This is a genomic window from Variovorax sp. GW460-12-1-14-LB1 (assembly GCF_059423605.1).
Map to the genome: position 1 here is coordinate 99,551 of NZ_JBWKYF010000003.1, position 25,636 is coordinate 125,186.

Below are 25,636 nucleotides of genomic sequence, written 5' to 3' on the forward strand. Positions count from 1 at the left end.
ACCTCAGGACCTGAAGCGCCCCGGATCGAAGGGCGCCAGCGGTATCTCCGCCGCAACGCCCGCCAGCAGCTGCGCCGCCAGCCGCCCTGTTCGCGCCGAGCCGCACAGGCCGACGTGGCCATGCCCGAAGGCCAGCACGATGTCGGCGCTGGCCGCCGACGGGCCGATGCACGGCAGGCCGTCGGGCAGGCTCGGGCGGTGTCCGAGCCAATGCGCCACCGAAGGCGCGCCGGGCGCGGGCGGTGCCAGCGACGGAAACATCGATTGCAGATGCGCGTGCAGGATCTCGGCGCGGCGCCAGTCGGGCGCCGCTTCGAGGCCCGCGATCTCCACCTGGCCTGCCGCGCGCAGGCCGCCGTCCATCCAGTGCGCGATGAGTTTGCCGTCGGCCACCATGGTCGGCGTGCGCGGGCCGGCCGTGGCGCCTTCGAGCACCACGTGGTAGCCGCGCTCGGACTCCAGCGGCACCGCCGAGCCGGCCGCGGCGGCCAGCGGGCCCGAGCGCGCGCCGGCGCAGATGGCGGCGCCGTCGCAGGCGATCTCGCCGGCCTCCGTGCGCACGGCGCGCAGCCGGCCGCCCTCGATGCGAAAGCCGGTGGCCCGGGCGGCGACGCGTTCGGCGCCCGCAGCGAGCGCATGGTGCGCCAGGGCCGCCACGTAGGCGCCCGGATTGCGGCAGTGGCCGGCTTCGGGCACGAAGATGCCGAGCGTGTAGCGCGCGGCCAGATCGGGCTCGCGGCGGCGCAGTTCGTCCGCCGGCCATTCTTCCCACTGGACGCCGGCGCGCCGGCGCACGCGCCAGCCCAGCGCATCGCCGTCGAACTCGGCGCGCGAACGGTAGGCATGCAGCAGCCCGCGCCGCTCGATGAGCTGCGGCACGCCGGCCTCGGCGGCCAGTTGCGCATGCAGCGCGGGCGCATCGGCCAGCAGCGTGCGCAATGCGTCGGCGGTGCGCTGCACGCGCGCCTCGGTCCAGCCCGAGGCCAGGTAGCGCAACAGCCACGGCAGCGCGCGCGGCAGGTGGCGCCAGCGCAACGCCAGCGGCCCGAGCGGGTCGGCCAGCCAGCCCGGCACCTTGCGCCAGGCCCCCGGCAGCGCGGGCGGCACCACGGAGTGCGACGACAGCCAGCCGGCGTTGCCGTAGCTCGTGGCCTGCGGGCCACCCGGCTCGCCGGGCTCCACCAGCGTCACGCGCAGGCCCGCGCGCAGAGCCTCGATGGCGGTGGCACAGCCCACCGCGCCCGCGCCGATCACCACCACGTGGCGGCTGCCGCCCTCGGGGGAGAAACTTCTTGCAACTGTCATTGTGGGGATCGTAAAGGTCGCGGTCCCATAATCGGCCGCCATGTCCGCTGCGTCTTCTTCCCCCTCTTCTCGCGCCGGTGCCATCACCGACGTCGCCGGCATCGAAGTCGGCCATTTCTCCGACACCCGCCGCCCCACCGGCTGCACCGTGATCATTGCGCGCGACGGCGCCGTGGCCGGTGTCGATGTGCGCGGCGCCGCGCCCGGCACGCGCGAGACCGACCTGCTCTCGCCCGGCAACCTCGTGCAGGAAGTGCACGCCGTCATGCTCGCGGGCGGCAGCGCCTGGGGCCTGGCCGCCGCCGAGGGCGCGATGCGCTGGCTCGAAGAACGCGGCGTCGGCATGGACGTGCGCTTCGGCACCCTGCCCATCGTGCCGGCCGCCGTGCTGTTCGACCTGCCGATGGGCGACGCGCGCATCCGCCCCGATGCGGCCGCGGGCTACGCCGCCTGCGAAGCCGCCTCGACCGACGCGCCCGCCGAAGGCAACGTGGGCGCGGGCACCGGCGCGCTGGTGGGCAAGCTGTTCGGTGTGCACCGCGCGATGAAGGGCGGCATCGGCACCGCCTCGGTCACCGTGGGTGGTGTCACGGTCGGCGCACTCATCGCGGTCAATTCGCTGGGCGACGTGATCGACCCCGACACTGCCCTGCCCGTGGCCGGCGCGCGCACCGAGGACGGCAGCGCCCTGCTCGACACGCGCCGCGCGCTGCTGCGCGGCGAGCTGCCCAAGCCGCTGCTGGCGGGCACCAACACCACCATCGGCGTGATCGCCACCGACGCGGTGCTGACCAAGGTGCAGGCCAACCGGCTCGCCATGGTGGCGCACGACGGCCTGGCGCGCGCCATCAACCCGGTGCACACCATGAGCGACGGCGACACGCTGTTCGCGCTGGCCACCGGCCGCGTGCCGCTCGAAGGCGATGCGCCCGGCATGACCGTGCTGAGCACCATGGCCGCCGAGGCCACCGCCATCGCCACCGTGCGCGCCGTGCGCGCCGCGCGCGCGATGACCGTGGGCGAGCTGCACATTCCCTGCGCCGCCGACCTGGCCGCACCGCGCGGCTGACGCGCGCACCGCACGACGAGGCACCCCATGGCGTTTCCCCGCACCCTGAAGCTGATCCTGCTGTCGATCCGCGACCTGATCGCCTCGGCCGGCCCGATCGTGTTCATCGTCATCGGCCTGCTGATTGCGGCCTACTGGTGGCTGCAGCCGCAACCGCCCAAGCACGTGACGCTGGCCACCGGCCCCACGGGCAGCGCCTACGCGCAGTTCGGCAAGCGCTACGCGGACGCCCTGAAGCACAGCGGCATCACCGTCGAGCTCAAGGCCACCTCGGGCTCGACCGAGAACCTGCAGCTGCTGCGCACCGGCGGCGCCGACGTGGCCTTCGTGCGCGGCGGCAGCGCCGACCCGGTGGCCGACGAGGAGGCCGGCCTGCGCTCGCTGGGCGCGCTGTTCTTCGAGCCGATCTGGCTCTTCTACCGCACCGACAGCGCCCAGAAGATCGACCGCAAGACCAGCACCCTGACCTCGCTCACGCAGCTGCGCGGCCTGCGCGTGAACGTCGACCTGCCCGGCAGCGGGCTGCCCGAGATCATGGAGCGGCTGCTCAAGGCCAACAGGCTCGGGCCCGACGACCTGCTGCTGTCGAACCTCGAGCAGGCCGCCGCCGCCGAGGCGCTGCAGGCCGGGCTGCTCGACGCCATCGTGCTGTTCTCGGCGCCGCAGTCGCCGCAGGTACAGCGCCTGCTGCGCGCCGGCGACATCCAGCTCATGGACTTCGGCCAGGCCGAGGCCTACACGCGGCGCTTTCCGTTCCTCTCGGCCGTGACGCTGCCGCGCGGCGTGGTCGACTTGTCGAAGGACCTGCCGCTGCACGACGTGTCGCTGCTGGCCGCCACCACCTCGCTGCTGTCGCGCGACGAGACCCACCCGGCCCTGCGCCAGCTGTTCGCGCAGGCCGCGCAGACCGTGCACAGCGACGCCGGCTGGTTCAACCGCGCGCGCGACTTCCCCAACACCCGCACCAGCGAACTGCCCGTGAGCCCCGAGGGCGACCGCGCGATCAACGGCACGCCGCCGTTCTGGCAGCGGTACCTGCCGTTCTGGGCCAGCAACCTGGTCGAGCGCATGTGGCTGGTGCTGGGCGGCATGCTGGTGCTGATGCTGCCACTGAGCCGCGTGATCCCGCCGCTGTACCAGTTCCGCGTGCGCCGGCGCGTGTTCCGCTGGTACGCGCGGCTGCGCGACATCGAGGCCAAGGTGGACGCCGGCCAGAGCCAGGCCGAGCGCGACAAGCTGCTGGAAGAACTCGACGCCCTCGACCGCGTCGTCAACAAGGTGGCCGTGCCGCTGTCGTATGCCGACGAGCTCTACGCGCTGCGCAACAACATCTACGCGGTGCGCAAGCGGGCCCTCGCGGGATCGGCGGGCGCAGCAGCAGCAGCAGCGCCGGTCCGCGCGGCCACCTGACAAAAAGGCCCGGGCGCGCGCTTGCTGTCCACGCTGATCGATTTCGCCGACCCGCGCACCGACGGGGCGACCCGGTTGCGCGCCGCCTTCGGCACACCGGTGCGCGTGCTCGTCGCCCATGCGCCGCACGAGGTGCGCCCTGTGCTGGAGACCGTCGAGGCGCTGGCCCGCGAAGGTCGCTGGTGCGTCGGCCACCTGCGCTACGAAGCCGCCGCGGCCTTCGACCCGGCGTTCGAGGTGCATGCACCCGACGGGCCGCTGGCGTGGTTCGGCGTGCATGACGAGGCGTTGCCATGGCCGGATACGCCGGCACCCGCTGTAGCGCCCGTCGCGTGGACGGCCGAGCTGTCGCGCGAGGCTTTCGACCGCAACATGGCCGCGATCCACCGCGCCATCGCCGACGGCGTGCTGTACCAGCTCAACTACACGGCGCCGCTGCACGCCACTTTCGACGGCGACGCGCAGGCCTGGTTCCATGCGCTGCGGCAAGCGCAGCCCAACGGCTACGGCGCCTTCATCGACACCGGCGACGAGCAGGTGCTGTCGGTGTCGCCCGAGCTGTTCTTCGACCGCGACGGCGACCGCATCCTCGTGCGCCCCATGAAGGGCACCGCGCCGCGCGGCGCCACGCCCGCCGAGGACGCGGCCCACGCGCTGCGGCTGCGCACCGTGCCCAAGGAGCGCGCCGAGAACGTGATGATCGTGGACCTGATCCGCAACGACCTCTCGCGCGTGGCCCAGCCCTTCTCGGTGCGCGTGCCGCGCCTCTTCCACACCGAGGCGCTGCCCACCGTGTGGCAGATGACCTCCGACGTGGAAGCCCGCCTGCGCGAAGGCACGACGCTGGCCGACCTGTTCGCGGCGCTGTTCCCCTGCGGTTCCATCACCGGCGCGCCGAAGGTGAGCGCCATGCGCATGATCCGCGCGCTGGAGCCCGACGCGCGCGGCGTGTACTGCGGTGCCGTGGGCGTGGTGCGGCCCGGCGGGCACGCGACCTTCAACGTGCCGATCCGCACCGTCACGCTGCGCGACGGCGCCGCGCGCTGCGGCATCGGCAGCGGCATCACGGCCGATGCGCAGGCCGATGCGGAGTGGGACGAGTGGCGGCACAAGCGTGCTTTCCTCAACGCAGCGGTATCTTCGCAACCATGACGTCCTTCGAACTGCTCGAAACCCTGGCGCTGACCGATGGCGCACTGCGCGATGCGCCCGCGCACTTCGCCCGCATGCGCAACGCGGCGGTGCACTTCGGCTATCCGTGGCACGAAGCACACCTGACGGCCTGCCTGGACCAACTGCGCGCAGCGCATGCCGCAGGCACATGGCGCGTGCGCCTGCTGCTCGATGCACAAGGACAACCGCGCGCCGAGGCCTTCGCCATGGACGCTGCGCCACCGCGCGTGCGCCTGCAGCTGGCCGCGCGCGCCTTCGATGAGGCCGACAGCGATTTCTCGCGCTTCAAGACCACGCGCCGCGCGCACTACGAAGCCTTCGCGCCCGCCGAGCCGGGCGTGTTCGACACGCTGCTGTGGAACCGCGATGGCGAGATCACCGAATGCACGCGCGGCAACATCGCGCTGCGGCTCGACGGCCGCTGGGTCACGCCGCCGCTGCACTGCGGGCTGCTCGACGGCATCGGGCGTGCCCGTCGGCTGCGCGAAGGGCAGCTGACCGAAGCGGTCGTGCGCGTGGACGACCTGCCCCGCGTCGAAGCGCTGGCCTTCGTCAACAGCCTGCGCGGCTGGCTCGACGCGGACCTCGTCGGCCACGGCGCCCCCTGAACGACAAAGCGCGCGGCCCCTTGCGGAACCGCGCGCTCTGGTCGTCGAAGCGGCCGAAGCCGCCTGCGTCCTGTCTTACTTGAGTGCCTTGTAGCGCATGCGCTTGGGCTTGGCGCCTTCTTCGCCCAGGCGCTTCTTCTTGTCGGCTTCGTACTCCTGGTAGTTGCCGTCGAAGAAGGTCCACTGGCTGTCGCCTTCGGCCGCGAGGATGTGCGTGGCGATGCGGTCGAGGAACCAGCGGTCGTGGCTGATGACCATCACGGTGCCGGCGAACTCGAGCAGCGCGTCTTCCAGGGCGCGCAGGGTTTCCACGTCCAGGTCGTTCGACGGTTCGTCCAGCAGCAGCACGTTGCCGCCCGCGATCAGCGTCTTGGCCAAGTGCAGGCGACCGCGTTCACCGCCCGACAGCGTGCCGACCTTCTTCTGCTGGTCGGCGCCGTTGAAGTTGAAGCGGCCCGCGTACGCGCGGCTGGCCATCTGGAACTTGCCGACGTTGATGATGTCCAGGCCGTTCGAGATGTCTTCCCACACGGTCTTGTCGGACGCCAGTTCGTCGCGGTGCTGGTCGACGAAGGCCATCTTCACGGTCTGGCCGATGACGACCTCGCCCGTGTCCGGCTTTTCCTTGCCCGCGAGCAGCTTGAACAGCGTCGACTTGCCGGCGCCGTTCGGGCCGATGATGCCGACGATCGCGCCCGGCGGCACGGTGAAGCTCAGGTTGTCGATCAGCATGCGGTCGCCGAAGGACTTGCTGACGCCGTGGAATTCGAACACCTGCTGGCCCAGTCGCTCGGCCACAGGAATGAAGATTTCCTGCGTTTCGTTGCGCTTCTGGTATTCCATGTCGCTCAGCTCTTCGAAGCGGGCCAGGCGCGACTTGCTCTTGGCCTGGCGTGCCTTCGGGTTCTGGCGCGACCACTCGAGTTCCTTCTTCAGGGCCTTGGCGTGGGCTTCTTCGCTCTTTTGCTCCTGCGCCAGGCGTTCGCCCTTCTGCTCGAGCCAGGTGCTGTAGTTGCCCTTCCAGGGAATGCCGCGACCGCGGTCCATTTCCAGGATCCACTCGGCGGCGTTGTCCAGGAAGTAGCGATCGTGGGTGATGGCCACCACGGTGCCCGTGAAGCGCTGCAGGAACACTTCGAGCCACTCGACCGATTCGGCGTCCAGGTGGTTGGTCGGTTCGTCGAGCAGCAGCATGTCGGGCTTGGACAGCAGCAGGCGGCACAGCGCCACGCGGCGCTTTTCACCACCCGACAGCAGGCCGATCTTGGCGTCCCACGGCGGCAGGCGCAGCGCGTCGGCGGCAATTTCGAGCTGGTGCTCGGAATCGGTGCCGGCGGTGGCGATGATGGCTTCAAGCTGGGCCTGCTCGGCCGCCAGCGCGTCGAAGTCGGCGTCTTCGGCACCGTAGGCGATGTACACCTCTTCGAGGCGGGCCTTGGCCGCGAACACCGCGCCCATGGACTCCTCGACCGATTCGCGCACCGTGTGCTCGGCGTTGAGCTTGGGTTCCTGCTCCAGGTAGCCGATCGTCATTCCCGGCATGGGCAGGGCCTCGCCCTCGAATTCCTTGTCCACACCCGCCATGATCTTGAGCAGCGTGGACTTGCCCGAGCCGTTCAGGCCGAGCACGCCGATCTTGGCGCCGGGGAAGAAAGAGAGCGAAATGTCCTTCAAGAGCTGCCGCTTGGGCGGCACGGTCTTGCTGACGCGGTTCATCGAATAGACGTATTGAGCCATCTGTGAATGATTACCTTGGGTAGCTTGGGATTTGCGTAAAAGCACGGTCGTCCGGACAGTGATCCGGGCGCGGCGAACCCATGATTATCGACTCATGCGACAATAGTCCTCGTTGCCGGGTCCAGTTGCCCGCAAACCGGCTCTCTGCCGGGGACGAAGAAAACCCCAAATCACCGCGGGTCTTCCGGCTCCCACCCCTGACCTTCATCTGCCTTGACTGGCTCGGCGTCACCCCAAAACGACGCCTGGCGGGCCGATGCCACTGCGCCGTGTATGGCGCTTGTTGTTTCCACAATGAATTTTGACGAACTGAAGCTGGCTCCCGCCATCTTGAAGGCTGTGCACGAGCACGGCTACGACACCCCCACCCCCATCCAGGCGCAAGCCATTCCCGTGGTCCTCGACGGCCACGACCTGCTGGGCGGCGCCCAGACCGGCACCGGCAAGACCGCGGCCTTCACCCTGCCGATGCTGCACAAGCTCACCATGAGCCGCAGCGCCACCAACAAGTTCGGCGGCATCGGCATCCGTGCCCTCGTGCTGACCCCCACGCGTGAACTCGCGGCCCAGGTCGAAGAGTCGGTGCGCACCTACGGCAAGTACCTGCAGCTCGACTCCACCGTGATCTTCGGCGGCGTGGGCATGAACCCGCAGATCAGCAAGCTCAAGAAGGGCGTCGACATCCTCGTGGCCACCCCCGGCCGCCTGCTCGACCTGCAGCAGCAGGGCATGCTCGACCTGAGCCAGGTCCAGATGCTGATCCTGGACGAAGCCGACCGCATGCTGGACATGGGCTTCATCCACGACGTGAAGAAGATCCTGGCCCTGGTGCCCAAGGAAAAGCAGAGCCTGCTGTTCTCGGCCACCTTCAGCGACGAGATCCGCGACCTCGCCGGCTCGCTGCTCAAGAACCCGCAGAGCATCCAGGTCACGCCGCGCAACACCACGGTGCAGCGCATCACGCAGGTGATCCACCCCGTGGGCCGCGGCAAGAAGAAGGCGCTGCTCGCGCACATCATCAACGAGAACAAGTGGAGCCAGGTGCTCGTGTTCACGCGCACCAAGTTCGGCGCCAACAGCGTGGCCGAATTCCTCACCAAGAACGGCATCGAGGCGATGGCGCTGCACGGCAACAAGAGCCAGAGCGCCCGCACGCAGGCGCTGGCCGGCTTCAAGAGCGGCGACATCCGCGCCCTGGTGGCCACCGACATCGCTGCCCGCGGCATCGACATCGACGAGCTGCCGCACGTCGTGAACTACGAGATCCCGAACGTCAGCGAAGACTACGTGCACCGCATCGGCCGCACCGGCCGCGCCGGTTCGAGCGGCGAGGCCGTGAGCTTCGTGTGCCTGGACGAAGAAGGCTTCATGCAGGAAATCGAACGCTTCACGAAGCAGACGATCCCGGTGCAGAAGGTCGAGGGCTTCGGTCCTGAAGAAGGCGAACGCGCCGAGCCGATCGCCATGGGTCGCCAGACGATCTGGGGCGGCGCCGGCCGTCCGCCGAGCCGCGAAGTCATGCAGGCAGCCGCCAAGGCCGCACGCACCGAAATGATGTCGCGCATCCGCGAGAACAAGGCCGGCCAGGGTGGCGGCAACGGCGGTGGTGGCGGCGGCAATGGCGGCGGTCAACGCCGCGGTGGCGGCCAGGGCGGCGGTCAAGGCCGCAATGCCAACGGTGGCGGCCAAGGCCAGGGCCAGGGCCCGCGTGGCCAGGGCGCAGCCCGTCCCGCTCAAGGCCGCGGCCCGCAGCAAGGCCAGCCGCGCGCACCGCAGCAGCCCCATCACCACGCACCGCACGAAGAGCGCCAACCGCGCCATCACGGCAACAGCCACAGCCCGACGCAGGCCAACCAGGTCGCGCACCTGCGCGCCGAAGCCGTCGCAGGCGGCGGCGCCGGCCAGCCGGACCCGTTGCGCACGAGCGTCGACCACATGGGTGGTCGCGGTCGCGGCGGTCGCCCGGGCGGCGGCGGTGGCTACGGCGGCAACCGTTCGGGTGGCGGTGGCCGCTCGGGTGGCGGCGGTGGTGGCTACGGCGGTGGCGGTGGTGGCCGCTCCGGTGGCGGCGGCGGTCGTTCGTTCGGTCGCTGAAACGCACACACGCGTCGATACACGCGTCGATTCAACAAAGGGCACTTCGGTGCCCTTTTTCGTTTCTGCCGGGGCGGCCGGCGCAGCAGGTTCGTTTGCACCGTCTCAGGACACAATGTGCGGGCCATGCCCTCCTACATCCCGCCCAACTACGCCACGCTCTTCGTCGCGACCTGCAACCTGCTCAACCTCGCGAACCCGCACCGCGTGTACTACGAGAACCAGGACGCCTACAACGAGCGCGAATACGAACGCAAGATCGACTGGATCGGCGAGCGCATCCACGCGCTCAACGCCGACGTGCTCGCGGTGCAGGAGGTGTGGGACGAGGCCGCGCTGAAGGCCGCCATTGGCCGCAGCGGGCTGCGCTACGACTTCGTCTCGGTGCCGGGCGCCGAGAACTCGCCGCCGCCCGCGAGCCCGCCGGGCACGCCCGGGCGGCCGGGCGCACAGGGCACGCCGCGCGTCGGCATCGTCACGCGGCTGCAGGTGGACAGCGTGCAGTCCTTCGTCGACTTTCCCGCGGGCTTCGGTGTCGAGGTGCCGGGCATCGGCCCGCACACGCGCTTCGAACGCCCGCCCCTGCTGGCCACCGTGCGCATGAAGCACGGCCAGCAGGTGCATGTGCTGACGGTGCACCTGAAGTCCAAGCGCCCCAAGTTCCTGCAGGACGCGCAGGGCAACCACCTGGAAGACCGCGACGACCGCAAGATCGGTGCGATGGCCTCGCTGCGCTCCTTGCTGATGCGCGGCGCCGAGGCCGCGGCCCTGCGCTGCATCGTGATCGACCTGCTGCAGGGCACCAACGTGCCGCTGGTGGTGATGGGCGACTTCAACGACAACCCGCACAGCGTGACCACGCAGCTGGTGGCCGCCACCTCCGAAGTGGCCTACGACAAGGCCGCGCGCGACGTGGCGCTGTTCAACGCCTACGAGATGCAGGGCGAGTCGGCGCTGAAGAAGGACGTGGCCTATTCGCACATCCACCAGGGCTTTCCGGACGTGCTCGACCAGATCCTGGTGAGCGAAGAGTTCGTTGCCAGCAGCCGCCACAGCCTGGGCGACGTGCGCCGCGTCGACTACTTCAACGACCACCTGCACGAAGGGCGCGACCGCTCGCGCTCGGACCACGGCTTCGTGCGCGCCCTGCTGCGGCTGCGCACCGACGACAACCGCTGACAGGCGACGGCGCTACGCCGCTTTCGACACCCGCACGATCGCGTCGGCGCGCTTGTGCAGGTCGGGCAGCAGCTCCAGGCCGAGGCCGGGCTTGTCATTGAGGCTGATCATGCCGTTCTCGACCTTCGGCAGCTCGGTGACGAGTTCCTTGTACCAGCCGGTGAAGAAGGCGCGCACGCTCTCCTGGATGAGCGCATTGGGCGCATGCAGGCTCAGGTGCGTGGAGGCGGCCCAGACCACCGGCCCGGTGCAGTCGTGCGGTGCCACGGGCAGTTGCCAGGCGTCGGCCATGGCGGCGATCTTGCGCGCCTCGGTGAGGCCGCCGCACCAGCTCAGGTCGAGCATCGCGACCCCGGCGACGCCGGTCTGCAGGTAGTCCTTGAAGCCCCACTTGTAGCTCAGCGTCTCGCTGGCGCAGACGAGCGCCTGGCAGTCCTTCGCGTACTGCTTGAGCAGGTCGAGGCTGTCCATGCGGATGGCGTCTTCGTGCCAGAAGGTGTCGAACTCCTGCAGCGCGCGCGCGATCTTCTGCGCCATCGGCAGCCGCCACAGGCTGTGGAACTCGACCATGATGTCCATCTTGCCGCCCACCGCCTGGCGGATCTTGCGGAAGGGCTCGAGCGCGGTGTCGAGATCGGCGTTGCTGATGTACTGCCCGTGGCTCTTCTCCGCCGCCGGATCGAAAGGCCAGATCTTCATGGCCGTGATGCCTTCGGACAGCAGCGACTCGGCCAGTTCGTCGGCATGGTGCAGGAAGCCCTGCAGGTCTTCGTACGGGCCGTTGTTGTTGGCCAGGCCCCAGTTCGAGCTGGTCTGGTTGGTGGCGCTGCGGATGTACTGGTAGCCCGCGCAGGTGTTGTAGATGCGGATCGCATCGCGGCTCTTGCCGCCCAGCGCCGTGTGCACCGGCATGTTGGCGGCCTTGCCGAACAGGTCCCACAGGGCGATGTCGACGGCCGAGTTGCCGCGCGTTTCCACGCCCGACCCACGCCAGCCGAGGTAGCCCGTGATGTCGCGGTTGCGCGCCTCGATCTGCAGCGGGTCGGTGCCCAGCAGCTTCAGCGCCGCCCATTCGTGCAGGTAGGCCTCGACCGCTTCGGCGCCCATGAAGGTCTCGCCGAGCCCGACCAGGCCCTCGTCGGTGTGCAGGCGCACCCACAGGATGTTGGGAAATTCGCCGAGGCGGATGGTTTCGAGCTGCGTGATTTTCATGAAAGGGATTCCGCAAAAAGAAAAAGCCGCGGCGGCGGGTGCCGCGCGGCTCTTGCACACATTCAGCGCATGGCCGAAAGCCTCGGTCAGCCCCCGCGCGCCTTCTTCAGCGCGTCGGTGACCACGCCCACGGCTTCCGTGCCGATGTTGGGCACGTTCTTGTCGTACACGGGCTTGACCTTCTCCAGCATGCGCTTCTGTTCGGCCGCCGAGACTTCGTTCACCGTCATGGTCTTGCGCAGGCTGGCGAGCGACTTCTCGTTGAGCGCCCGGTTGGCTTCGCGCTGGACCTTCTGGCCTTCCTTCGCGGCCTCGCGCAGCACCGCCTGCTCCTGCGGGTTGAGCTGGTCCCAGAGCTTCTTGCTGTAGAGAATGAGGAAGGGCGTGTAGGCGTGGCGCGTCACGCTCAGGTACTTCTGGACCTCGCTGAACTTGGAGGTCTCGATGGTCACGAAGGGGTTCTCCTGGCCGTCGATGGTGCGGGTCTCGAGTGCGGTGAACACCTCGCCGAAGGCCATGGGCACGGCGTTGGCACCCAGGGTCTTGAACGAATCGAGGAAGATGTTGTTCTGCATCACGCGCAGCTTCACGCCTTCGAAGTCCTCGGCCTTGGCCACGGGCTTCTTGCTGTTGGTGAGGTTGCGGAAGCCGTTCTCCCAGTAGGCCAGGTTCACGAGACCGGCGGCTTCGAGCTTCTTGTTGAAGTACTCGCCCGCGGGGCCGTCGAGCACCGCGTCGGCCTCCTTCTCGTTGGCGAACAGGAACGGCAGGTCGAAGGCGCCGAGCTCCTTCACGATGCCCACCAGCGGCGAGCTCGAGGTGCACACCATTTCCTGCGTGCCGGCGCGCAGCGCCTGCGTGGCCGGCAGGTCGCCGCCTGCGGCGCCGCCCCAGAAGGCCGTGATCTTCATCTTGCCGCCGGTCTTGGCCGCCAGCACTTCCTGCATCTTCTTCACGCCCACGCCCACGGGGTGGTCTTCGTTCACGCCGTTGGTGAACTTGATCGTGCGTTCGGCAAATTGCGCGAGGGCGCCGGTCGACGCCAGCAGGCCGCCGGCCACGAGGGCGGCGGTCATCAGGGTTCTGCGAAACAACATGCTTGTCTCCTTCGATTCGAGGGGTTGGTTGAACGAACTGACTGACAGGAAAAAAGAAGAACTAGCGCCCCATCCACCACTGGAGCGGCACGGTCACGAGCTGCGGGAAGAACACCAGCGTGAACAGCACCACCAGGTGGGCGATGAAGAAGGGCATCACGCCCTTGAAGGCATCGTCCATCGAGATGCGCGCCACGCCGCTCACCACGTTGAGCACCGTGCCCACGGGCGGCGTGATCAGGCCGATGGCGTTGTTCATGATGAACAGCACGCCGAAGTACACCGGGTCGATGCCGGCCTTGAGCACCACCGGCATCAGCACCGGCGTGAGGATGAGCACGGTGGGCGTGAAGTCGAGCGCGGTGCCCACAATGACGATCAGCACCATCATCACGAACATCAGCAGCGTCTTGTTGTCCAGGAAGGGCTCCAGCAGCGCCACCACCTCGGTCGGGATGTTGGCCACCGTGATGAGCCAGGCGCTCACCATCGCGGCGGCCACGAGGAACATCACCACCGCGGTGGTCTTGCCGGCCGCGAGCGTGAGGCGGTACAGGTCCCGCACCTTGAGCTCGCCGTAGATGAAGAGGCCCACCACGAGCGAATAGACGGCCGCGACCACGGCGGCTTCGGTCGGCGTGAAGACGCCGAACTTCATGCCGCCGATGATGATGATCGGCAGTGCCAGCGCCAGGCTGCCCTGCGCCGTGACCTTCAGCCGCTCGCCCCAGGGCACGCGCGGCGAGGACTTCACGTTGTCCTTCCGGGCCACGATCCACCAGGCCACGCCCACCGCGAGCCCCATCAGGATGCCGGGCACGATGCCTGCGAGGAACAGCTTGGTGATCGACACGTTGCCCGCCACGCCGAACACGATGAGCCCGATCGACGGCGGGATCACCGGCGCGATGATGCCGCCCGCGGCAATGAGGCCGGCCGAGCGGTTCATCTGGTAGCCGGCGGCCTTCATCATCGGGATGAGGAGCGCGGCCAGCGCGGCCGTGTCGGCCACGGCCGAGCCCGACAGCGAGGCCATGATGATCGCGGCCAGCACCGCCACATAGCCCATGCCGCCGCGGTAGTGGCCGACCCAGGCCATCGCCAGGTTGACGATGCGCCGGCTGAGCCCGCCCGCGTTCATGAACTCGCCGGCCAGCAGGAAGAACGGCACGGCCAGCAGCGGGAAGTTGTCGGCACCGTCGACAAAGCGCTGCGCGATGATCTGGCTGTCGAAGGCCGGCAGGCCGCCGGTGTAGGCCAGCCAGCCCATCAGCGAGACACCGCACACCAGCAGCGAGTACGAGATCGGAATGCCCAGTGCCATGGCGCCGAGCAGGGAGACGATGAAGATCGTGACAGTCATTGCGCCACCTTCCCGTGTGCGGCGGCGTCGAGCACCTGTTCTTCGGATTCCATGATCTGGATCAGCTCCTGGTCGGGCACCCGGCCCCTGAACAATCGCCAGAGCTTGTCGATGTTGAAGAGGGCCATCACCACCGACACCACGTAGCCGATGCCGTAGACCCAGATCATCGAGATGCCGACCACGGGCGAGATGTTGGTCACCTGCAGCTCGTGCATCTCGTAGGTGCCCATGAAGAAGAGCACGTTGCAGAACAGCATGAGCGACTGGCTCAGGAAGAAGCAGACCTTCTTGCCCATGAGCGGCAGGTGCTTGATGAGCGTGTCGACGCCCAGGTGCGCGCCGTCGCGCATCGCCACCATGGCGCCGATGTAGGTGAGCCAGATGAAGCAGTAGCGCGACATCTCGTCCGACACCGAAATGCCCGAATTGAAACCGTAGCGCAGCACCACGTTGCCGAACACCATGACGACCATCGCCACCATGCACACGACGACGAGGAACTCCAGCAGGCGAAAAAATCCGTCGATAGCCCTTTGCATCAGCATCTGCGTCTCCTGACTTTCCAGTGTTGTTATGGGATGTCTGCGCGGCCGCCGCGTCTAGAGCGGGAAGGCCTTCAGCTGCGTGGCCGGGCGGCTGATGCGCGGAATCTTCTTGCGCGAGGCCAGCACCGTCTCGATGTCGTGGCGCGCACCGTCGATGAGCACCAGCACGGCTTTTTCGGCGGCGGCCGGATCGCGTGCGATGACGGCATCGAGCACCGCGCGGTGCAGCGGCAGCGAACTCGCGGGCCCGTTCTTGCGAGTGGTCGAAATCTCGAAGCTGGTGCGCAGCAACGCGCCCAGCGCACGGCTCATCTGCACCAGCATGCGGTTGTGGCTGGAACGGATGAGGCCCTGGTGAAAGCGCAGGTCGGGCGTGATGTAGTCGCCGCCGAACTCGATGGCGCGCTTCATGCCCGCGTAGGCGTCTTCCATGTCGGCGATGTCTTCGGCGGTGGCGCGCTGGGCGGCCAGCGCCACCGCGGCGGGCTCGACCACGCGGCGCAGGTCCTGCAGGTCGCGCAGGAACTCGGCCGACAGGCCCGCCTGCGTCTGCCAGACGATGACATCGGCGTCGAACCAGTTCCACTGGTCGGGCGGCTGCACACGCGTGCCCACCTTCGGGCCGCTGGTCACCAGGCCCTTGGCGATCAGCGACTTGATCGATTCGCGCACCACGGTCCGGCTCACGCCGAGCTCTTCGCACAAGAGCGGCTCCGGCGGAATCGACGCGCCGGGCGCATAGCGGCCCGCGACGATGTCGCTGCCGATGCGGTCGACCGTGTTGCCGTGAACGTTCTTGATCATGCCTGCCTGTGGGTGTGTGGTTCTGGTGGTGTCCGGTGCCTGTTTGCCTGCCCGTATCGGGGCCGGATTCAGGCAGCTCTTGCCTGTGCCGGCCACTCGAAAACCCTGAATGCGCGACAGCTCGTCACGCTTATCATATGATGATTGAAACGGTCTTCCCGCAGGAAAAACCCTGAGGATTTCCGCAAAGCATCAACGACGAAGAGACACATCCCATGAGCAACGCCCCGAAGAAAAAGCCCGCCAGCGAACTGCGCAGCCAGCAGTGGTTCGGACGCCACGACCGCGACGGTTTCATCTACCGCAGCTGGATGAAGGGCAAGGGCGTGCCGCACGACCAGTTCGACGGTCGCCCGGTGATCGGCATCTGCAACACCTTCAGCGAACTCACGCCCTGCAACTCGCACTTCCGCACGCTCGCCGAGCAGGTGAAGATCGGCGTGTACGAGGCCGGCGGCTTCCCGCTCGAGTTCCCGGTGATGTCGCTGGGCGAGACGCTCCTGCGCCCCACCGCCATGCTGTACCGCAACCTCGCGAGCATGGACGTCGAGGAAAGCATCCGCGGCAACCCGCTCGATGGCGTGGTGCTGCTCATGGGCTGCGACAAGACCACGCCCGCGCTGATGATGGGCGCGGCCAGCGTCGACCTGCCGACCATCGGCGTCTCGGGCGGCCCGATGCTGTCGGGCAAATGGCGCGGCCAGGAGCTGGGCTCGGGCACCGGCGTGTGGCAGATGAGCGAGCAGGTGCGCGCCGGCACGCTCAAGCTGCAGGACTTCTTCGAGGCCGAGAGCTGCATGCATCGCAGCCACGGCCACTGCATGACGATGGGTACCGCCAGCACCATGGCCAGCATGGTCGAGTCGCTGGGCATCGGCCTGCCGGGCAACGCGGCCTACCCTGCCGTCGACGGCCGGCGCAACGTGCTCGCACGGCAGGCGGGCCGGCGCATCGTCGACATGGTGCATGAAGACCTGAACATGTCGAAGATCCTCACGCGCCAGGCGATCGAGAACGCGATCAAGGTCAACGCGGCCATCGGTGGCTCGACCAACTTCGTGATCCACCTGCTCGCCATTGCGGGCCGCATGGGCGTCGAGCTCACGCTCGACGACTTCGACCGCCTCGCCGCCGACCTGCCCTGCCTCGTGAACCTGCAGCCCTCGGGCCAGTTCCTGATGGAAGACTTCTGCTACGCGGGCGGCCTGCCCGTGGTCATCAAGGAAATCGCCGACCACCTGCACAAGGACATCCTCACCGTCACCGGCCAGAGCGTGTGGGAGAACGTGAAGGATGCCGAGAACTACAACCCGCAGGTCATCCGCACCCAGGCCGAGCCCTTCAAGGACAAGGCCGGCATCTGCGTGCTGCGCGGCAACCTCGCGCCCAACGGCGCCATCATCAAGCCCAGCGCGGCCACGCCCGAGCTGCTGGTGCACAAGGGCCGCGCGGTGGTGTTCGAGAGCGCCGACGACCTGCACAAGCGCATCGACGACGAGAACCTGGACATCGACGAGCACTGCATCATGGTGCTCAAGAACTGCGGCCCCAAGGGCTACCCCGGCATGGCCGAGGCCGGCAACATGCCGCTGCCGCCGAAGGTGCTGCGCAAGGGCATCACGGACATGGTCCGCATCAGCGACGCGCGCATGAGTGGCACGGCCTACGGCACCGTCGTTCTGCACACCGCGCCCGAAGCGGCTGCGGGCGGCCCGCTGGCACTGGTGCAGGACGGCGACATCGTCGAGCTCGACGTGCCGAACCGCAAGCTGCACCTGCATGTGAGCGACGAGGAACTGGCGAAGCGCCGCGCGAAGTGGGTGGCGCCCAAGGCACCGCTCGATTCGGGGTACTGGAAGCTGTACGTCGACACGGTGCTGCAGGCCGACCAGGGAGCGGACCTGGCCTTTCTGCGTGGTCGTCGTGGGGCTTTTGTGCCGCGAGACAATCACTGATTTGGAGAGATCCAGGGCGCGCTCCCGCCGACGGGGTACCTTGCTCCGCGAATGTCCCCCGCCCTTCGGGCTCCTCCTTGATTTCGCTGCGCAAGGCACCCCGTCGACGTGAGCGTTGGGCAGTGCGACCGTTGATCGGCGAGCACACCACCGCCGCTTCCTGTGCGCAGGACACTGGGTGCTTCCCGCAGCGAAATCAAGGAGGAGGCCGAAGGCCGGGGGACATTCGCGGAGGGAAGGACCCGGTGGCCTGTGCACGCACCCCGAACTAAGATCACCGCCCTCACAAAGAAGCCACGCATGCGCATCGCCCTTGTCTCCGACATCCACGGAAACCTCCCCGCACTGAAAGCCGTCGTCGAGGACATCGCGCGCCGCAACGTGGACGCCACCGTCAACCTCGGCGACAGCCTTTCGGGCCCGCTGATGCCGCTGGAAACCGCGCAGTTCCTGATGGCGCAGGACTGGCTCCAACTCGCCGGCAACCACGAACGACAACTGCTCACGTTGCCGACCTCCGGCCAGCGCGGCGAGTCCGACGCCTTCGCGCACGCCCGACTCGGCGAGGCAGAGTTCGCATGGATCGCCTCGCTCACGCCGCGCCAGCGCTTGAGCCCCGAGGTGCTGCTGTGCCACGGCACGCCCGACAGCGATCTCACCTACTTCCTCGAAACGGTCGAACCCACGCAACTGCGCATGGCCACTGCGGCGGAGATCGATGCGCGCCTCGGCACAGTGGAAGCCGGCACGGAACTGGTCGCCTGCGGCCACACGCACCTGCCGCGCGTGATGCACGCATCCAACGGCACCTTGATCGTCAACCCGGGCAGCGTCGGCCTGCAGGCCTATGGCGACGAGCATCCGTACCCGCACCACGTGGAGACCGGCTCACCCGATGCGCGCTACGCGCTGGTCGAACGGCACGACCACGGGCAGTGGACCTGCACGCTGGTCACCGTGCCCTACGACCACGTGGCCATGGCGGCACTGGCTGCTGCCCATGGGCGTGCGGACTGGGCCCACGCACTGGCCACCGGGCGCATGCCCTAGCGCCAGATCAATCGCCGAATGCGATGTCCGCGCTGTCGATGGCGCGGATCGGCACGCCGAAGCTCGTGATGTCCGACAGCGTCGCGTTGTGGTGCGCGCGGATGAAGGTGCCCTTGGCGTGCGGCTTGTCGTGCGAGGTGTGGGCGTCGGCCGCCAGCACCACCTCGTAGCCCAGCGCGGCGGCGCGGCGCACCGTGGTGTCCACGCAGAACTCCGACGAATAGCCACAGACCACCACGCGCCGAACGCCCTGCCCCGACAACCACGCTTCGAGCGGCGTGCGCAGGAACGAGTCGGGCGTGGTCTTGCGCAGGCGCGCGTCGGCCGGCGTCACCTGCAAGGCATCGGCCAGCTGCCAGCGCTCGGAATCGAACTCCAGGTCGATGGCGTTCTCGTGCTGGACGAAGGCCACCGGTACGCCGGCCGCGCGGGCCCGTGCCGTGAGCGCGTTGATGCGCCCGATGACCGCTTCGGCCTCGTACGGCCGGGGCGGATCGTCGCAAAGGCCGCGCTGCATGTCGATGACGAGGATGGCAGTTTTCATGGCGATGAAAGGCTGTGGACGTGGATCGCCGGAGTATGCCGCCGGCCCGCGGATTGCCCCCGCCCGCCGAATGTTTCTGTCGCTGAAACCATTGAAAAGCCAACTCCCGCTAGTCTCGCGCCTCAAGACCAACACACACGCAGAGGGCTTTCCCATGGCTGACGAATCGGATTCGCAATGCGCATATTTACCCCGGCTGCTGCGCCGCAGCGCGGTGCTCGCCACGGCGGGCTGCGCGTTCGTGGCCGGCTGCAGCAGCGCCGGCGGCGGGGAAACGCGCTACGAGAACTCGCCGCAGTTCAAGGGTGGCGTGTTCCAGAACATGCCCAACCCCGAGCTGCAGCCCGCCGCCAGCACCTGGCGCATCTGGTCGCGCTTCATCGTCGGCAGCAAGGTCGACACCGTGCCGGTCGACCCCATTCCGGTGCGCGCCCTGACGCCCCAGGCGCTCGATGCGCTCGCGGCCGACGCCAACCATGTGGTGCGCCTGGGCCACTCGTCGCACCTGCTGAAGCTCAAGGGCAAGTACTGGCTCATCGACCCCGTGTTCAGCGAGCGCGTCTCGCCCTTCACGTGGGTCGGGCCGAAGCGCTTTCACAAGCCGCCGATCCAGCTGGAGCAGCTGCCGCCGATCGAAGCGGTGATCCTCTCGCACGACCACTACGACCACCTGGACGTCGCCACCATCGAGTACCTCGCCACGCGTGTGCAACGCTACTTCGTACCGCTGGGCGTGCGCGCCCGGCTCATCGAAATGGGTGTGCCCGCCGAGCGCGTCACCGAGCTCGACTGGTGGCAGGGCGGCGAGCACGCGGGCGTGAAGCTCACCGCCACGCCCGCGCAGCATTTCTCGGGCCGCGCGGTCACGCTGACCGACCGCGACCGCACGCTGTGGGCCTCGTGGGTGGTGCAAAGCGGCGACCAGCGCATCTTCTACAGCGGCGACTCGGGCTACTTCCCCGGCTTCAAGCAGATCGGCGAACGCTTCGGCGGCTTCGACCTGGCGCTGATGGAAAACGGCGCCTACGACGCCTACTGGCCCGGCGTGCACATGACGCCCGAGCAGAGCGTTCAGGCCTTCGAAGACCTGCGCGGCAAGGTGCTCTATTCGGTGCACAACAGCACCTTCGACCTGGCCTTCCACACCTGGCACGACCCGCTGGACCGCATCGCCGACCTGGCGCAGGCGAAGAAGATCGACCTGGCCACGCCGGTGATCGGCGAAGTGCTCACGGTGGGCCAGGCGCGCACCAACGTGCGTTGGTGGGCCGGGCTGAAATAAGGAGCGCACCGTCCACGCGGCGGTGTGTATTTCAAATGTTGCTCGCCACTTTTGGAAGGTTTACAGACAGTTAACCAGCGGCCGGTTCAATCGCCGTGTCGCCGCGACGAATCCCTCACCGGACGCCGATCGCGGACGACACCGTCATCTGCAAGGCAGCAGCCACAGGGAGCAAGGTGATCACAAGAAGAACCGGCAAGAAAGGAGGCGGCATTCCCGCCATCTCGACGCGCGCCCCGAGGCGCCGCCTGGCGCGCATCGCCAGGGCTTTCGGCGCGGGGCGCGTGTTGGCATCAATCGCGGGCGCAGGGGTCACCGTCCTCCTGGGCACGGGCGATGCGGCCGCCAGCCACAGGGACAAGGCGAACGGGGCACCCCCGATGCGCCGCACATCGGCCTGATCGTCAGCGACCCGGGCAACCTCTTCTTCCTCCAGGTCTGACACTGCCGCCGCCCACGCTGCCGACCCGCGACAACATCGGCTCCCACCGGGGCCGGCAGGTCCGTCCATGCACCCACGCTTGCCCCCGCAGATCGCGGATGCGAGGCGCTGCGGAACATGTCATCATCCCCACCCCTTCACCGGCCCCCTCTCGCAACGAGGCCCTCGCACCCATGCCCATGAAACGTCCCTGGCGCACCTGGCTGCTGGCCCTCCTCCTCGCCGTGGGCCCCGTGGGCAGCGCGTTCGCGACACATGCCAACCATGGCAAGGGCCCGCGCGTCGGCGTGCTCGTGAGCGACCTGCGCAACCCCTTCTTTGCCTACATCGCGCGCGCAGTGGAAAGCACGCTGGCCGCAGACAGTCGCAACGCGGCGCACATCACGGTCGTGTCGAGCGGGTTCGATCCGCAGCGGCAGGACGAACAGCTCAAGGAAATGATCCGCCAGCGCGTGCAGCTGGTGATCGTGACGCCGGTCGATTCGACCACCCTGCACGCGCGCGTCACGGAGGCGCGCGCCGCCGGCATCAAGGTGGTGGCGGTCGATGCGCTCGTGCAAGGTGCGGACGCGGCCGTGGTGACGGACAGCCGCGCGGCCGGCAAGCTCTCTTGCGAACACCTGGTGCGCACGCTCGGCGGCAAAGGCGAAGTGGCGATCATCGACGGCCCGCCGAACACGGCCGCAGTGGGCCGCGTCAATGGCTGTCGCGAGGCATTGAACGCCGCACCCGGCGTGCGCGTCGTGTCGATGGCATTGAACGGCGGCGCCACCAAGGACGGCGGCGTGGAACAGATGACACGGCTGCTCGCGCGTCACCCGAAGCTGTCGGGCGTGTTCGCGATCAACGACCTGTGCGGCATCGGTGCGGAACTGGCGGCCCAGGTCGCGGGCCGGCGCGACATCGTCATCACGGCGATGGACGGTTCGCCGGAGGTGGCGCAGCGGCTGCAAGACCCGGCCACCTTGATCGCAGGCAGCGCCACGCAGTCGCCCACGTTGATGGGTCAGCGGGCGGCCCAGATCGGGTTGAAGCTCCTGAAGGGCCAGCCCCCTCAGCAGCGCGTGCTGCTGTTGCCGTCGAAGCTCGTGACGCGCGAGAACGTCGACGGCTACGACGGCTGGTAGGCCCCGTGGCTTACTTGCCTTCCTGCTCGCGCCGCTCGCGCGCGCGCCGCACCTGGCGCGTCTCGTTGGCCTGCGCGGCAGCGCGGTCTTTCGCGCGCCGCTTGCCCTGGCGCTTCTCGCGCATGCGACGCCCCAGGATGTAGCTGCCGAAGCCCGTGACCACGGCGAGGATCACGCCGAGGATGCTGATGTCGATGCCGCCCAGCATCAGAGCACCCGCACGATGCTCGCCGGCTTGAAGCCCAGGTCGGCCGCCTTGCCCTTGCGTGCGCGGCTGCCGCGTGCGTTGTTGAGCGTGCGGATCTCCAGCGTCTCGTCGCGCTCCTTGGCACCGCGGCCGATGCCGTCGATGCGCACGCTGCGCGTGTAGGCGGCAGCGCCGGCCAGCGTGTCCTTGGCCTCGAGGTCGATCAGCGTCAGGCCGCGACCGCCCTTGGGCAGGCTCTTGAGCTCGGCGATGTCGAAGGTCAGGATGCGGCCGCCCGTCGAGGCGCAGGCCACGTGCGTGGCGGCCGGCATCGGCTCGGCGCCGCTCGCGCCGCCCACCAGCGACGGCCGGCACAGCTGCTCGCCCTCGCCCACGTCGATGAAGGCCTTGCCGCCGCGCTGGCGCGACATCATGTTCTCGATGGTGGCCATGAAACCGTAGCCGCCCGTGTTGGCCAGCAGCAGGCAGGCGCCCACCGGGCCCGCGAAGAAATGCGTGACGTGCGTGCCGGCATCGAGTTCGATGAGCGTGGTGACGGGCTGGCCGTCGCCGCGCGCGCCGGGCAGCGAGGCCACGGGCACGGTGTAGACGCGCACGCTCTTGTCCTTGGCGCTGCCGAAGACCAGCAGCGTGTCGACGCTGCGGCATTCGAAGGCGCCGTAGAGCGTGTCGCCCGACTTGAAGCTGTACTCGGGCGCGGTGCCCCCGTTGCCGGCCGCCTTCTCGCTGGCCCAGCCCTTCTGCGCGCGCACCCAGCCCTTCTGCGACACGATCACGGTGACGGGCTCGTCGACCACCTTCACCTCGGCCACGGCGCGCTTCTCGGCCTGGATGAGCGTGCGGCGCGGGTCTTCGAAGGTCTTGGCGTCGGCCTCGATTTCCTTGACCAGCAGGCGGCGCAGCGTGGCCGGGCTGGAGAGGATGTCTTCGAGCTTCTTCTGCTCGTCGCGCAGACCGGCCAGTTCCTGCTCGATCTTGATGGCCTCGAGCCGCGCGAGTTGGCGCAGCCGGATTTCAAGGATGTCCTCGGCCTGGCGTTCGCTGAGGTTGAAGCGCGCGATGAGCGCCGCCTTCGGGTCTTCCGCCGCGCGGATGATGGCAATGACCTCATCGATGTTCAGCAGCACCAGCTGCCGGCCTTCGAGGATGTGGATGCGGTCCTGCACCTTGCCCAGGCGATGGCGCGAGCGCCGCTCGACGGTGATCTCGCGGAACGCGATCCACTCGTTGAGCATCTGGCGCAGCGACTTCTGCGTGGGCTTGCCGTCGATGCCGACCATCGTGAGGTTGATCGACGACGAGGTCTCGAGCGAGGTCTGCGCCAGCAGCGTGGTCACGAACTCGTCCTGGCTGATGCGCGAGGTCTTGGGCTCGAACACCAGGCGCACGGCGGCGTCCTTGCTCGATTCGTCGCGCACCACGTCGAGCACCGACAGCATCGCGGCCTTCAGTTGCGTCTGATCGGCCGAGAGCGCCTTCTTGCCCGCCTTGACCTTCGGGTTGGTGATTTCCTCGATTTCCTCGAGCACCTTCTGCGTGCTCACGCCCGGCGGCAGTTCGTTGACCACGAGCTGCCACTGGCCGCGCGCGAGGTCCTCGATCTTCCAGCGCGCGCGCACCTTGAGCGAGCCGCGGCCGGTGCGGTAGGCGTCGGCGATGTCGCTCGCGCTGCTGATGATCTGCGCGCCGCCCGGGTAGTCGGGGCCGGGCACGAGGGCGAAGAGTTCTTCTTCGCTGAGCTTGCCGTTGGACTTGATCAGCGCCACGCAGGCGTCGGCGATCTCGCGCAGGTTGTGGCTCGGGATCTCGGTGGCCAGGCCCACGGCGATGCCGCTGGCGCCGTTGAGCAGCGTGAACGGCAGCCGCGCGGGCAGCAGGCGCGGCTCCTCGGTGCTGCCGTCGTAGTTGGGAATGAAGTCGACCGTGCCTTCGTCGATCTCGTCGAGCAAGAGGCTGGTGATGCGCGCCAGGCGCGCTTCGGTGTAGCGCATGGCCGCGGCGCCGTCGCCGTCGCGGCTGCCGAAGTTGCCCTGGCCGTCGACCAGCGGATAGCGCTGCGAGAAGTCTTGCGCCATGCGCACCAGCGCGTCGTACGCGGCCTGGTCGCTGTGCGGGTGGAAGCGGCCGAGCACGTCGCCGACGACGCGCGCGCTCTTCACGGGTTTGGCGCCCACAGTGCCGTTGGTGCCGCCGAAGCCCAGGCCCATGCGCGACATCGAGTACAGGATGCGCCGCTGCACCGGCTTCTGGCCGTCGGACACATCGGGCAGCGCGCGGCCCTTGACCACGCTCAGGGCGTATTCGAGGTAGGCGGTCTGCGCGTAGTCGGCCAGCGTGAGGGTGGTGTCGCCGTCGGTGGGGCCTGCAAGGTCGAGCGGAGGTTGAGAGTCGTCCATGAAGAAGAGAGAAAGAAAAACAGTGACGGGCGGCGTGCGTTCGCGCTCAGCCCAAAATGAAAGTGGGGTGCATGGCGGCCTGCGGGATCACGACAGCGGCGACGGCGGCGAGGCGTCACCCGGCTCCGCCGCGCTGGTCGGCACGTCGGACGGCTCGGGAATATCGGGCATGGTCGGCACGTTGCGCGGCGACTCGGACGGCATGTTGCCGCGCCCGATCGCACCGCCCTTGGGCACCGACATTTCCATGCGGATGCGCCCCGGCGTCCTGCCACCACTGCTGCCACTGCCGCTGCGCAGGTTGCCGCCCACGGTCACGGCCGAGGGCTTGAGGTACGCATACAGCTGCAGCACGGTCTGCACGTAGTTCTGCGTTTCCTTGTAGTTCGGGATCTTGTTGCCCGCGCGCTGCACCGCGCCCTCGCCCGCGTTGTAGGCGGCCAGCGCGAGCTCGATCTGGCCCGGGAACATCGCGATCAGGTCGCGCAGGTAGCGCGAGCCGGCGGCGATGTTGATGTGCGGGTCGAACAGCTTCTTCTCGATCGTGCCGCGCTTGTCCGTCGCCACGCCGTAGCGCTGCGCGGTGGCCGGCATGAGCTGCATGAGCCCCATCGCGCCCTTGGGCGAGACGGCTTTTGCATCGAAGCCCGACTCGGTGGCGACCAGCGCCTGCAGCAGCTCGTAATCGATGGCGTGCTTGCTCGACGCATCGCGCAGCGCCGCCTTGGCGGTCTTGTAGCCGGGCGAGGCCTCGAACATGGCGAGCAGGTTCTGCGACGCCGGCGACACCTTGCCGTCGAGCCGGCGGTTGATGCTGCCGCGGCCCAGCGGCGACAGGCCCTTGGCGGTGTCGAAGCTCTGGCCGCCCTGGAAGAAGAGCTTGTAGCGCTCGTCGACCTTCTCGGCCGCGAAATGCGCCACGCCGTTGCTGTCGATGTAGCCATAGATGTCGGTCGCGTGCGCGAGCCCCTGCTGCATGCACAGCAGAAGGGCCAACCACAGCGAACGCTTGAAAACCGACATGCGTGTGAGA

21 protein-coding genes are annotated in these 25,636 nt (G+C 68.4%); 10 read left to right on the forward strand and 11 right to left on the reverse strand.

Annotated features, from left to right (window positions below):
• Positions 1 to 3: 3 nt before the first annotated feature.
• Positions 4 to 1,305 (reverse strand): NAD(P)/FAD-dependent oxidoreductase, encoded by a 1,302-nt coding sequence (locus tag AC07Y4_RS02725; protein WP_495274173.1) that lies wholly within the window; start codon positions 1,303 to 1,305, stop codon positions 4 to 6.
• Positions 1,306 to 1,345: 40 nt separating this feature from the next.
• On the opposite strand from AC07Y4_RS02725, the gene AC07Y4_RS02730 reads away from it, so the two are divergent.
• From AC07Y4_RS02730 to AC07Y4_RS02745, 4 genes are read left to right on the forward strand one after another with little or no spacing between them, the layout of a single operon-like run.
• Positions 1,346 to 2,374 (forward strand): P1 family peptidase, encoded by a 1,029-nt coding sequence (locus AC07Y4_RS02730; protein WP_062475992.1) that lies wholly within the window; start codon positions 1,346 to 1,348, stop codon positions 2,372 to 2,374.
• A gap of 27 nt (positions 2,375 to 2,401) precedes the next feature.
• Positions 2,402 to 3,784 (forward strand): TAXI family TRAP transporter solute-binding subunit, encoded by a 1,383-nt coding sequence (locus AC07Y4_RS02735; RefSeq protein ID WP_495274174.1) that lies wholly within the window; start codon positions 2,402 to 2,404, stop codon positions 3,782 to 3,784.
• Positions 3,785 to 3,805: 21 nt separating this feature from the next.
• The gene (gene pabB / locus AC07Y4_RS02740) at positions 3,806 to 4,936 is read left to right on the forward strand and encodes an aminodeoxychorismate synthase component I (RefSeq protein WP_495274175.1); all 1,131 of its coding nucleotides are present in this window, start codon (positions 3,806 to 3,808) and stop codon (positions 4,934 to 4,936) included.
• Positions 4,933 to 5,565: an aminotransferase class IV gene (locus tag AC07Y4_RS02745; RefSeq protein ID WP_495274176.1), complete on the forward strand. Its 633-nt coding sequence runs from the start codon at positions 4,933 to 4,935 to the stop codon at positions 5,563 to 5,565. Before pabB ends, AC07Y4_RS02745 begins: the two co-directional genes overlap by 4 nt.
• 75 nt (positions 5,566 to 5,640) lie before the next feature.
• Here the strand turns inward: AC07Y4_RS02745 and ettA are convergent, their stop codons facing one another.
• Positions 5,641 to 7,302 (reverse strand): energy-dependent translational throttle protein EttA, encoded by a 1,662-nt coding sequence (ettA, locus tag AC07Y4_RS02750; protein ID WP_062475998.1) that lies wholly within the window; start codon positions 7,300 to 7,302, stop codon positions 5,641 to 5,643.
• Positions 7,303 to 7,596: 294 nt separating this feature from the next.
• On the opposite strand from ettA, the gene AC07Y4_RS02755 reads away from it, so the two are divergent.
• On the forward strand, positions 7,597 to 9,396 hold the full coding sequence (locus AC07Y4_RS02755; RefSeq protein ID WP_354343759.1) for a DEAD/DEAH box helicase: 1,800 nt from the start codon (positions 7,597 to 7,599) through the stop codon (positions 9,394 to 9,396).
• A gap of 126 nt (positions 9,397 to 9,522) precedes the next feature.
• A complete protein-coding gene (locus tag AC07Y4_RS02760) occupies positions 9,523 to 10,575 on the forward strand; it encodes an endonuclease/exonuclease/phosphatase family protein (protein ID WP_495274177.1) in 1,053 nt (350 codons plus the stop codon).
• Positions 10,576 to 10,587: 12 nt separating this feature from the next.
• Here AC07Y4_RS02760 and AC07Y4_RS02765 read toward each other — a convergent pair whose 3' ends face one another.
• The 5 genes from AC07Y4_RS02765 to AC07Y4_RS02785 all read right to left on the reverse strand — a co-directional run bounded on the left by AC07Y4_RS02765 (position 10,588) and on the right by AC07Y4_RS02785 (position 15,599).
• On the reverse strand, positions 10,588 to 11,787 hold the full coding sequence (locus AC07Y4_RS02765) for a mandelate racemase/muconate lactonizing enzyme family protein (protein ID WP_062476010.1): 1,200 nt from the start codon (positions 11,785 to 11,787) through the stop codon (positions 10,588 to 10,590).
• Positions 11,788 to 11,873: 86 nt separating this feature from the next.
• On the reverse strand, positions 11,874 to 12,884 hold the full coding sequence (locus AC07Y4_RS02770) for a TRAP transporter substrate-binding protein (protein ID WP_062476013.1): 1,011 nt from the start codon (positions 12,882 to 12,884) through the stop codon (positions 11,874 to 11,876).
• Between the two features lie 61 nt (positions 12,885 to 12,945).
• Positions 12,946 to 14,247: a TRAP transporter large permease gene (locus AC07Y4_RS02775; protein ID WP_495274178.1), complete on the reverse strand. Its 1,302-nt coding sequence runs from the start codon at positions 14,245 to 14,247 to the stop codon at positions 12,946 to 12,948.
• Positions 14,244 to 14,795 (reverse strand): TRAP transporter small permease, encoded by a 552-nt coding sequence (locus AC07Y4_RS02780; protein WP_223301408.1) that lies wholly within the window; start codon positions 14,793 to 14,795, stop codon positions 14,244 to 14,246. Before AC07Y4_RS02780 ends, AC07Y4_RS02775 begins: the two co-directional genes overlap by 4 nt.
• Before the next feature lie 54 nt (positions 14,796 to 14,849).
• The gene (locus tag AC07Y4_RS02785; protein WP_062476018.1) at positions 14,850 to 15,599 is read right to left on the reverse strand and encodes a FadR/GntR family transcriptional regulator; all 750 of its coding nucleotides are present in this window, start codon (positions 15,597 to 15,599) and stop codon (positions 14,850 to 14,852) included.
• Between the two features lie 215 nt (positions 15,600 to 15,814).
• Here AC07Y4_RS02785 and AC07Y4_RS02790 point away from each other — a divergent pair, with 215 nt between their 5' ends.
• The gene (locus tag AC07Y4_RS02790; RefSeq protein ID WP_062476021.1) at positions 15,815 to 17,554 is read left to right on the forward strand and encodes an IlvD/Edd family dehydratase; all 1,740 of its coding nucleotides are present in this window, start codon (positions 15,815 to 15,817) and stop codon (positions 17,552 to 17,554) included.
• Positions 17,555 to 17,854: 300 nt separating this feature from the next.
• The gene (locus AC07Y4_RS02795; protein ID WP_487849183.1) at positions 17,855 to 18,604 is read left to right on the forward strand and encodes a metallophosphoesterase family protein; all 750 of its coding nucleotides are present in this window, start codon (positions 17,855 to 17,857) and stop codon (positions 18,602 to 18,604) included.
• A 7-nt stretch (positions 18,605 to 18,611) separates the two neighbouring features.
• Here AC07Y4_RS02795 and AC07Y4_RS02800 read toward each other — a convergent pair whose 3' ends face one another.
• Complete coding sequence (locus AC07Y4_RS02800; RefSeq protein ID WP_487849184.1) at positions 18,612 to 19,148, reverse strand: cysteine hydrolase family protein; 537 nt, start codon at positions 19,146 to 19,148, stop codon at positions 18,612 to 18,614.
• A 154-nt stretch (positions 19,149 to 19,302) separates the two neighbouring features.
• Here AC07Y4_RS02800 and AC07Y4_RS02805 point away from each other — a divergent pair, with 154 nt between their 5' ends.
• The gene (locus AC07Y4_RS02805) at positions 19,303 to 20,430 is read left to right on the forward strand and encodes an MBL fold metallo-hydrolase (protein ID WP_487849185.1); all 1,128 of its coding nucleotides are present in this window, start codon (positions 19,303 to 19,305) and stop codon (positions 20,428 to 20,430) included.
• A 615-nt stretch (positions 20,431 to 21,045) separates the two neighbouring features.
• Positions 21,046 to 21,999: an ABC transporter substrate-binding protein gene (locus AC07Y4_RS02810; protein ID WP_487849187.1), complete on the forward strand. Its 954-nt coding sequence runs from the start codon at positions 21,046 to 21,048 to the stop codon at positions 21,997 to 21,999.
• A gap of 10 nt (positions 22,000 to 22,009) precedes the next feature.
• Here the strand turns inward: AC07Y4_RS02810 and AC07Y4_RS02815 are convergent, their stop codons facing one another.
• From AC07Y4_RS02815 to AC07Y4_RS02825, 3 genes are all read right to left on the reverse strand, one after another.
• The gene (locus tag AC07Y4_RS02815; protein ID WP_253252366.1) at positions 22,010 to 22,207 is read right to left on the reverse strand and encodes a hypothetical protein; all 198 of its coding nucleotides are present in this window, start codon (positions 22,205 to 22,207) and stop codon (positions 22,010 to 22,012) included.
• On the reverse strand, positions 22,207 to 24,603 hold the full coding sequence (parC, locus tag AC07Y4_RS02820; protein ID WP_487849188.1) for a DNA topoisomerase IV subunit A: 2,397 nt from the start codon (positions 24,601 to 24,603) through the stop codon (positions 22,207 to 22,209). Before parC ends, AC07Y4_RS02815 begins: the two co-directional genes overlap by 1 nt.
• Before the next feature lie 87 nt (positions 24,604 to 24,690).
• Complete coding sequence (locus AC07Y4_RS02825; protein WP_487849189.1) at positions 24,691 to 25,626, reverse strand: lytic transglycosylase domain-containing protein; 936 nt, start codon at positions 25,624 to 25,626, stop codon at positions 24,691 to 24,693.
• Positions 25,627 to 25,636 lie beyond the last annotated feature (10 nt).

Bases quoted from the DNA above. Each gene is read 5' to 3' on its own strand.
- AC07Y4_RS02775 (WP_495274178.1), bottom strand. From the start codon at position 14,247: ATGACTGTCACGATCTTCATCGTCTCCCTGCTCGGCGCCATGGCACTG.
- AC07Y4_RS02795 (WP_487849183.1), top strand. From the start codon at position 17,855: ATGCGCATCGCCCTTGTCTCCGACATCCACGGAAACCTCCCCGCACTG.
- AC07Y4_RS02815 (WP_253252366.1), bottom strand. From the start codon at position 22,207: ATGCTGGGCGGCATCGACATCAGCATCCTCGGCGTGATCCTCGCCGTG.
- AC07Y4_RS02780 (WP_223301408.1), bottom strand. From the start codon at position 14,795: ATGCTGATGCAAAGGGCTATCGACGGATTTTTTCGCCTGCTGGAGTTC.
- AC07Y4_RS02755 (WP_354343759.1), top strand. From the start codon at position 7,597: ATGAATTTTGACGAACTGAAGCTGGCTCCCGCCATCTTGAAGGCTGTG.
- AC07Y4_RS02800 (WP_487849184.1), bottom strand. From the start codon at position 19,148: ATGAAAACTGCCATCCTCGTCATCGACATGCAGCGCGGCCTTTGCGAC.
- AC07Y4_RS02760 (WP_495274177.1), top strand. From the start codon at position 9,523: ATGCCCTCCTACATCCCGCCCAACTACGCCACGCTCTTCGTCGCGACC.
- AC07Y4_RS02735 (WP_495274174.1), top strand. From the start codon at position 2,402: ATGGCGTTTCCCCGCACCCTGAAGCTGATCCTGCTGTCGATCCGCGAC.
- AC07Y4_RS02810 (WP_487849187.1), top strand. From the start codon at position 21,046: ATGCCCATGAAACGTCCCTGGCGCACCTGGCTGCTGGCCCTCCTCCTC.
- parC (WP_487849188.1), bottom strand. From the start codon at position 24,603: ATGGACGACTCTCAACCTCCGCTCGACCTTGCAGGCCCCACCGACGGC.
- AC07Y4_RS02785 (WP_062476018.1), bottom strand. From the start codon at position 15,599: ATGATCAAGAACGTTCACGGCAACACGGTCGACCGCATCGGCAGCGAC.
- AC07Y4_RS02790 (WP_062476021.1), top strand. From the start codon at position 15,815: ATGAGCAACGCCCCGAAGAAAAAGCCCGCCAGCGAACTGCGCAGCCAG.
- AC07Y4_RS02745 (WP_495274176.1), top strand. From the start codon at position 4,933: ATGACGTCCTTCGAACTGCTCGAAACCCTGGCGCTGACCGATGGCGCA.
- ettA (WP_062475998.1), bottom strand. From the start codon at position 7,302: ATGGCTCAATACGTCTATTCGATGAACCGCGTCAGCAAGACCGTGCCG.
- AC07Y4_RS02825 (WP_487849189.1), bottom strand. From the start codon at position 25,626: ATGTCGGTTTTCAAGCGTTCGCTGTGGTTGGCCCTTCTGCTGTGCATG.
- AC07Y4_RS02765 (WP_062476010.1), bottom strand. From the start codon at position 11,787: ATGAAAATCACGCAGCTCGAAACCATCCGCCTCGGCGAATTTCCCAAC.
- AC07Y4_RS02730 (WP_062475992.1), top strand. From the start codon at position 1,346: ATGTCCGCTGCGTCTTCTTCCCCCTCTTCTCGCGCCGGTGCCATCACC.
- AC07Y4_RS02770 (WP_062476013.1), bottom strand. From the start codon at position 12,884: ATGTTGTTTCGCAGAACCCTGATGACCGCCGCCCTCGTGGCCGGCGGC.
- AC07Y4_RS02725 (WP_495274173.1), bottom strand. From the start codon at position 1,305: ATGACAGTTGCAAGAAGTTTCTCCCCCGAGGGCGGCAGCCGCCACGTG.
- AC07Y4_RS02805 (WP_487849185.1), top strand. From the start codon at position 19,303: ATGGCTGACGAATCGGATTCGCAATGCGCATATTTACCCCGGCTGCTG.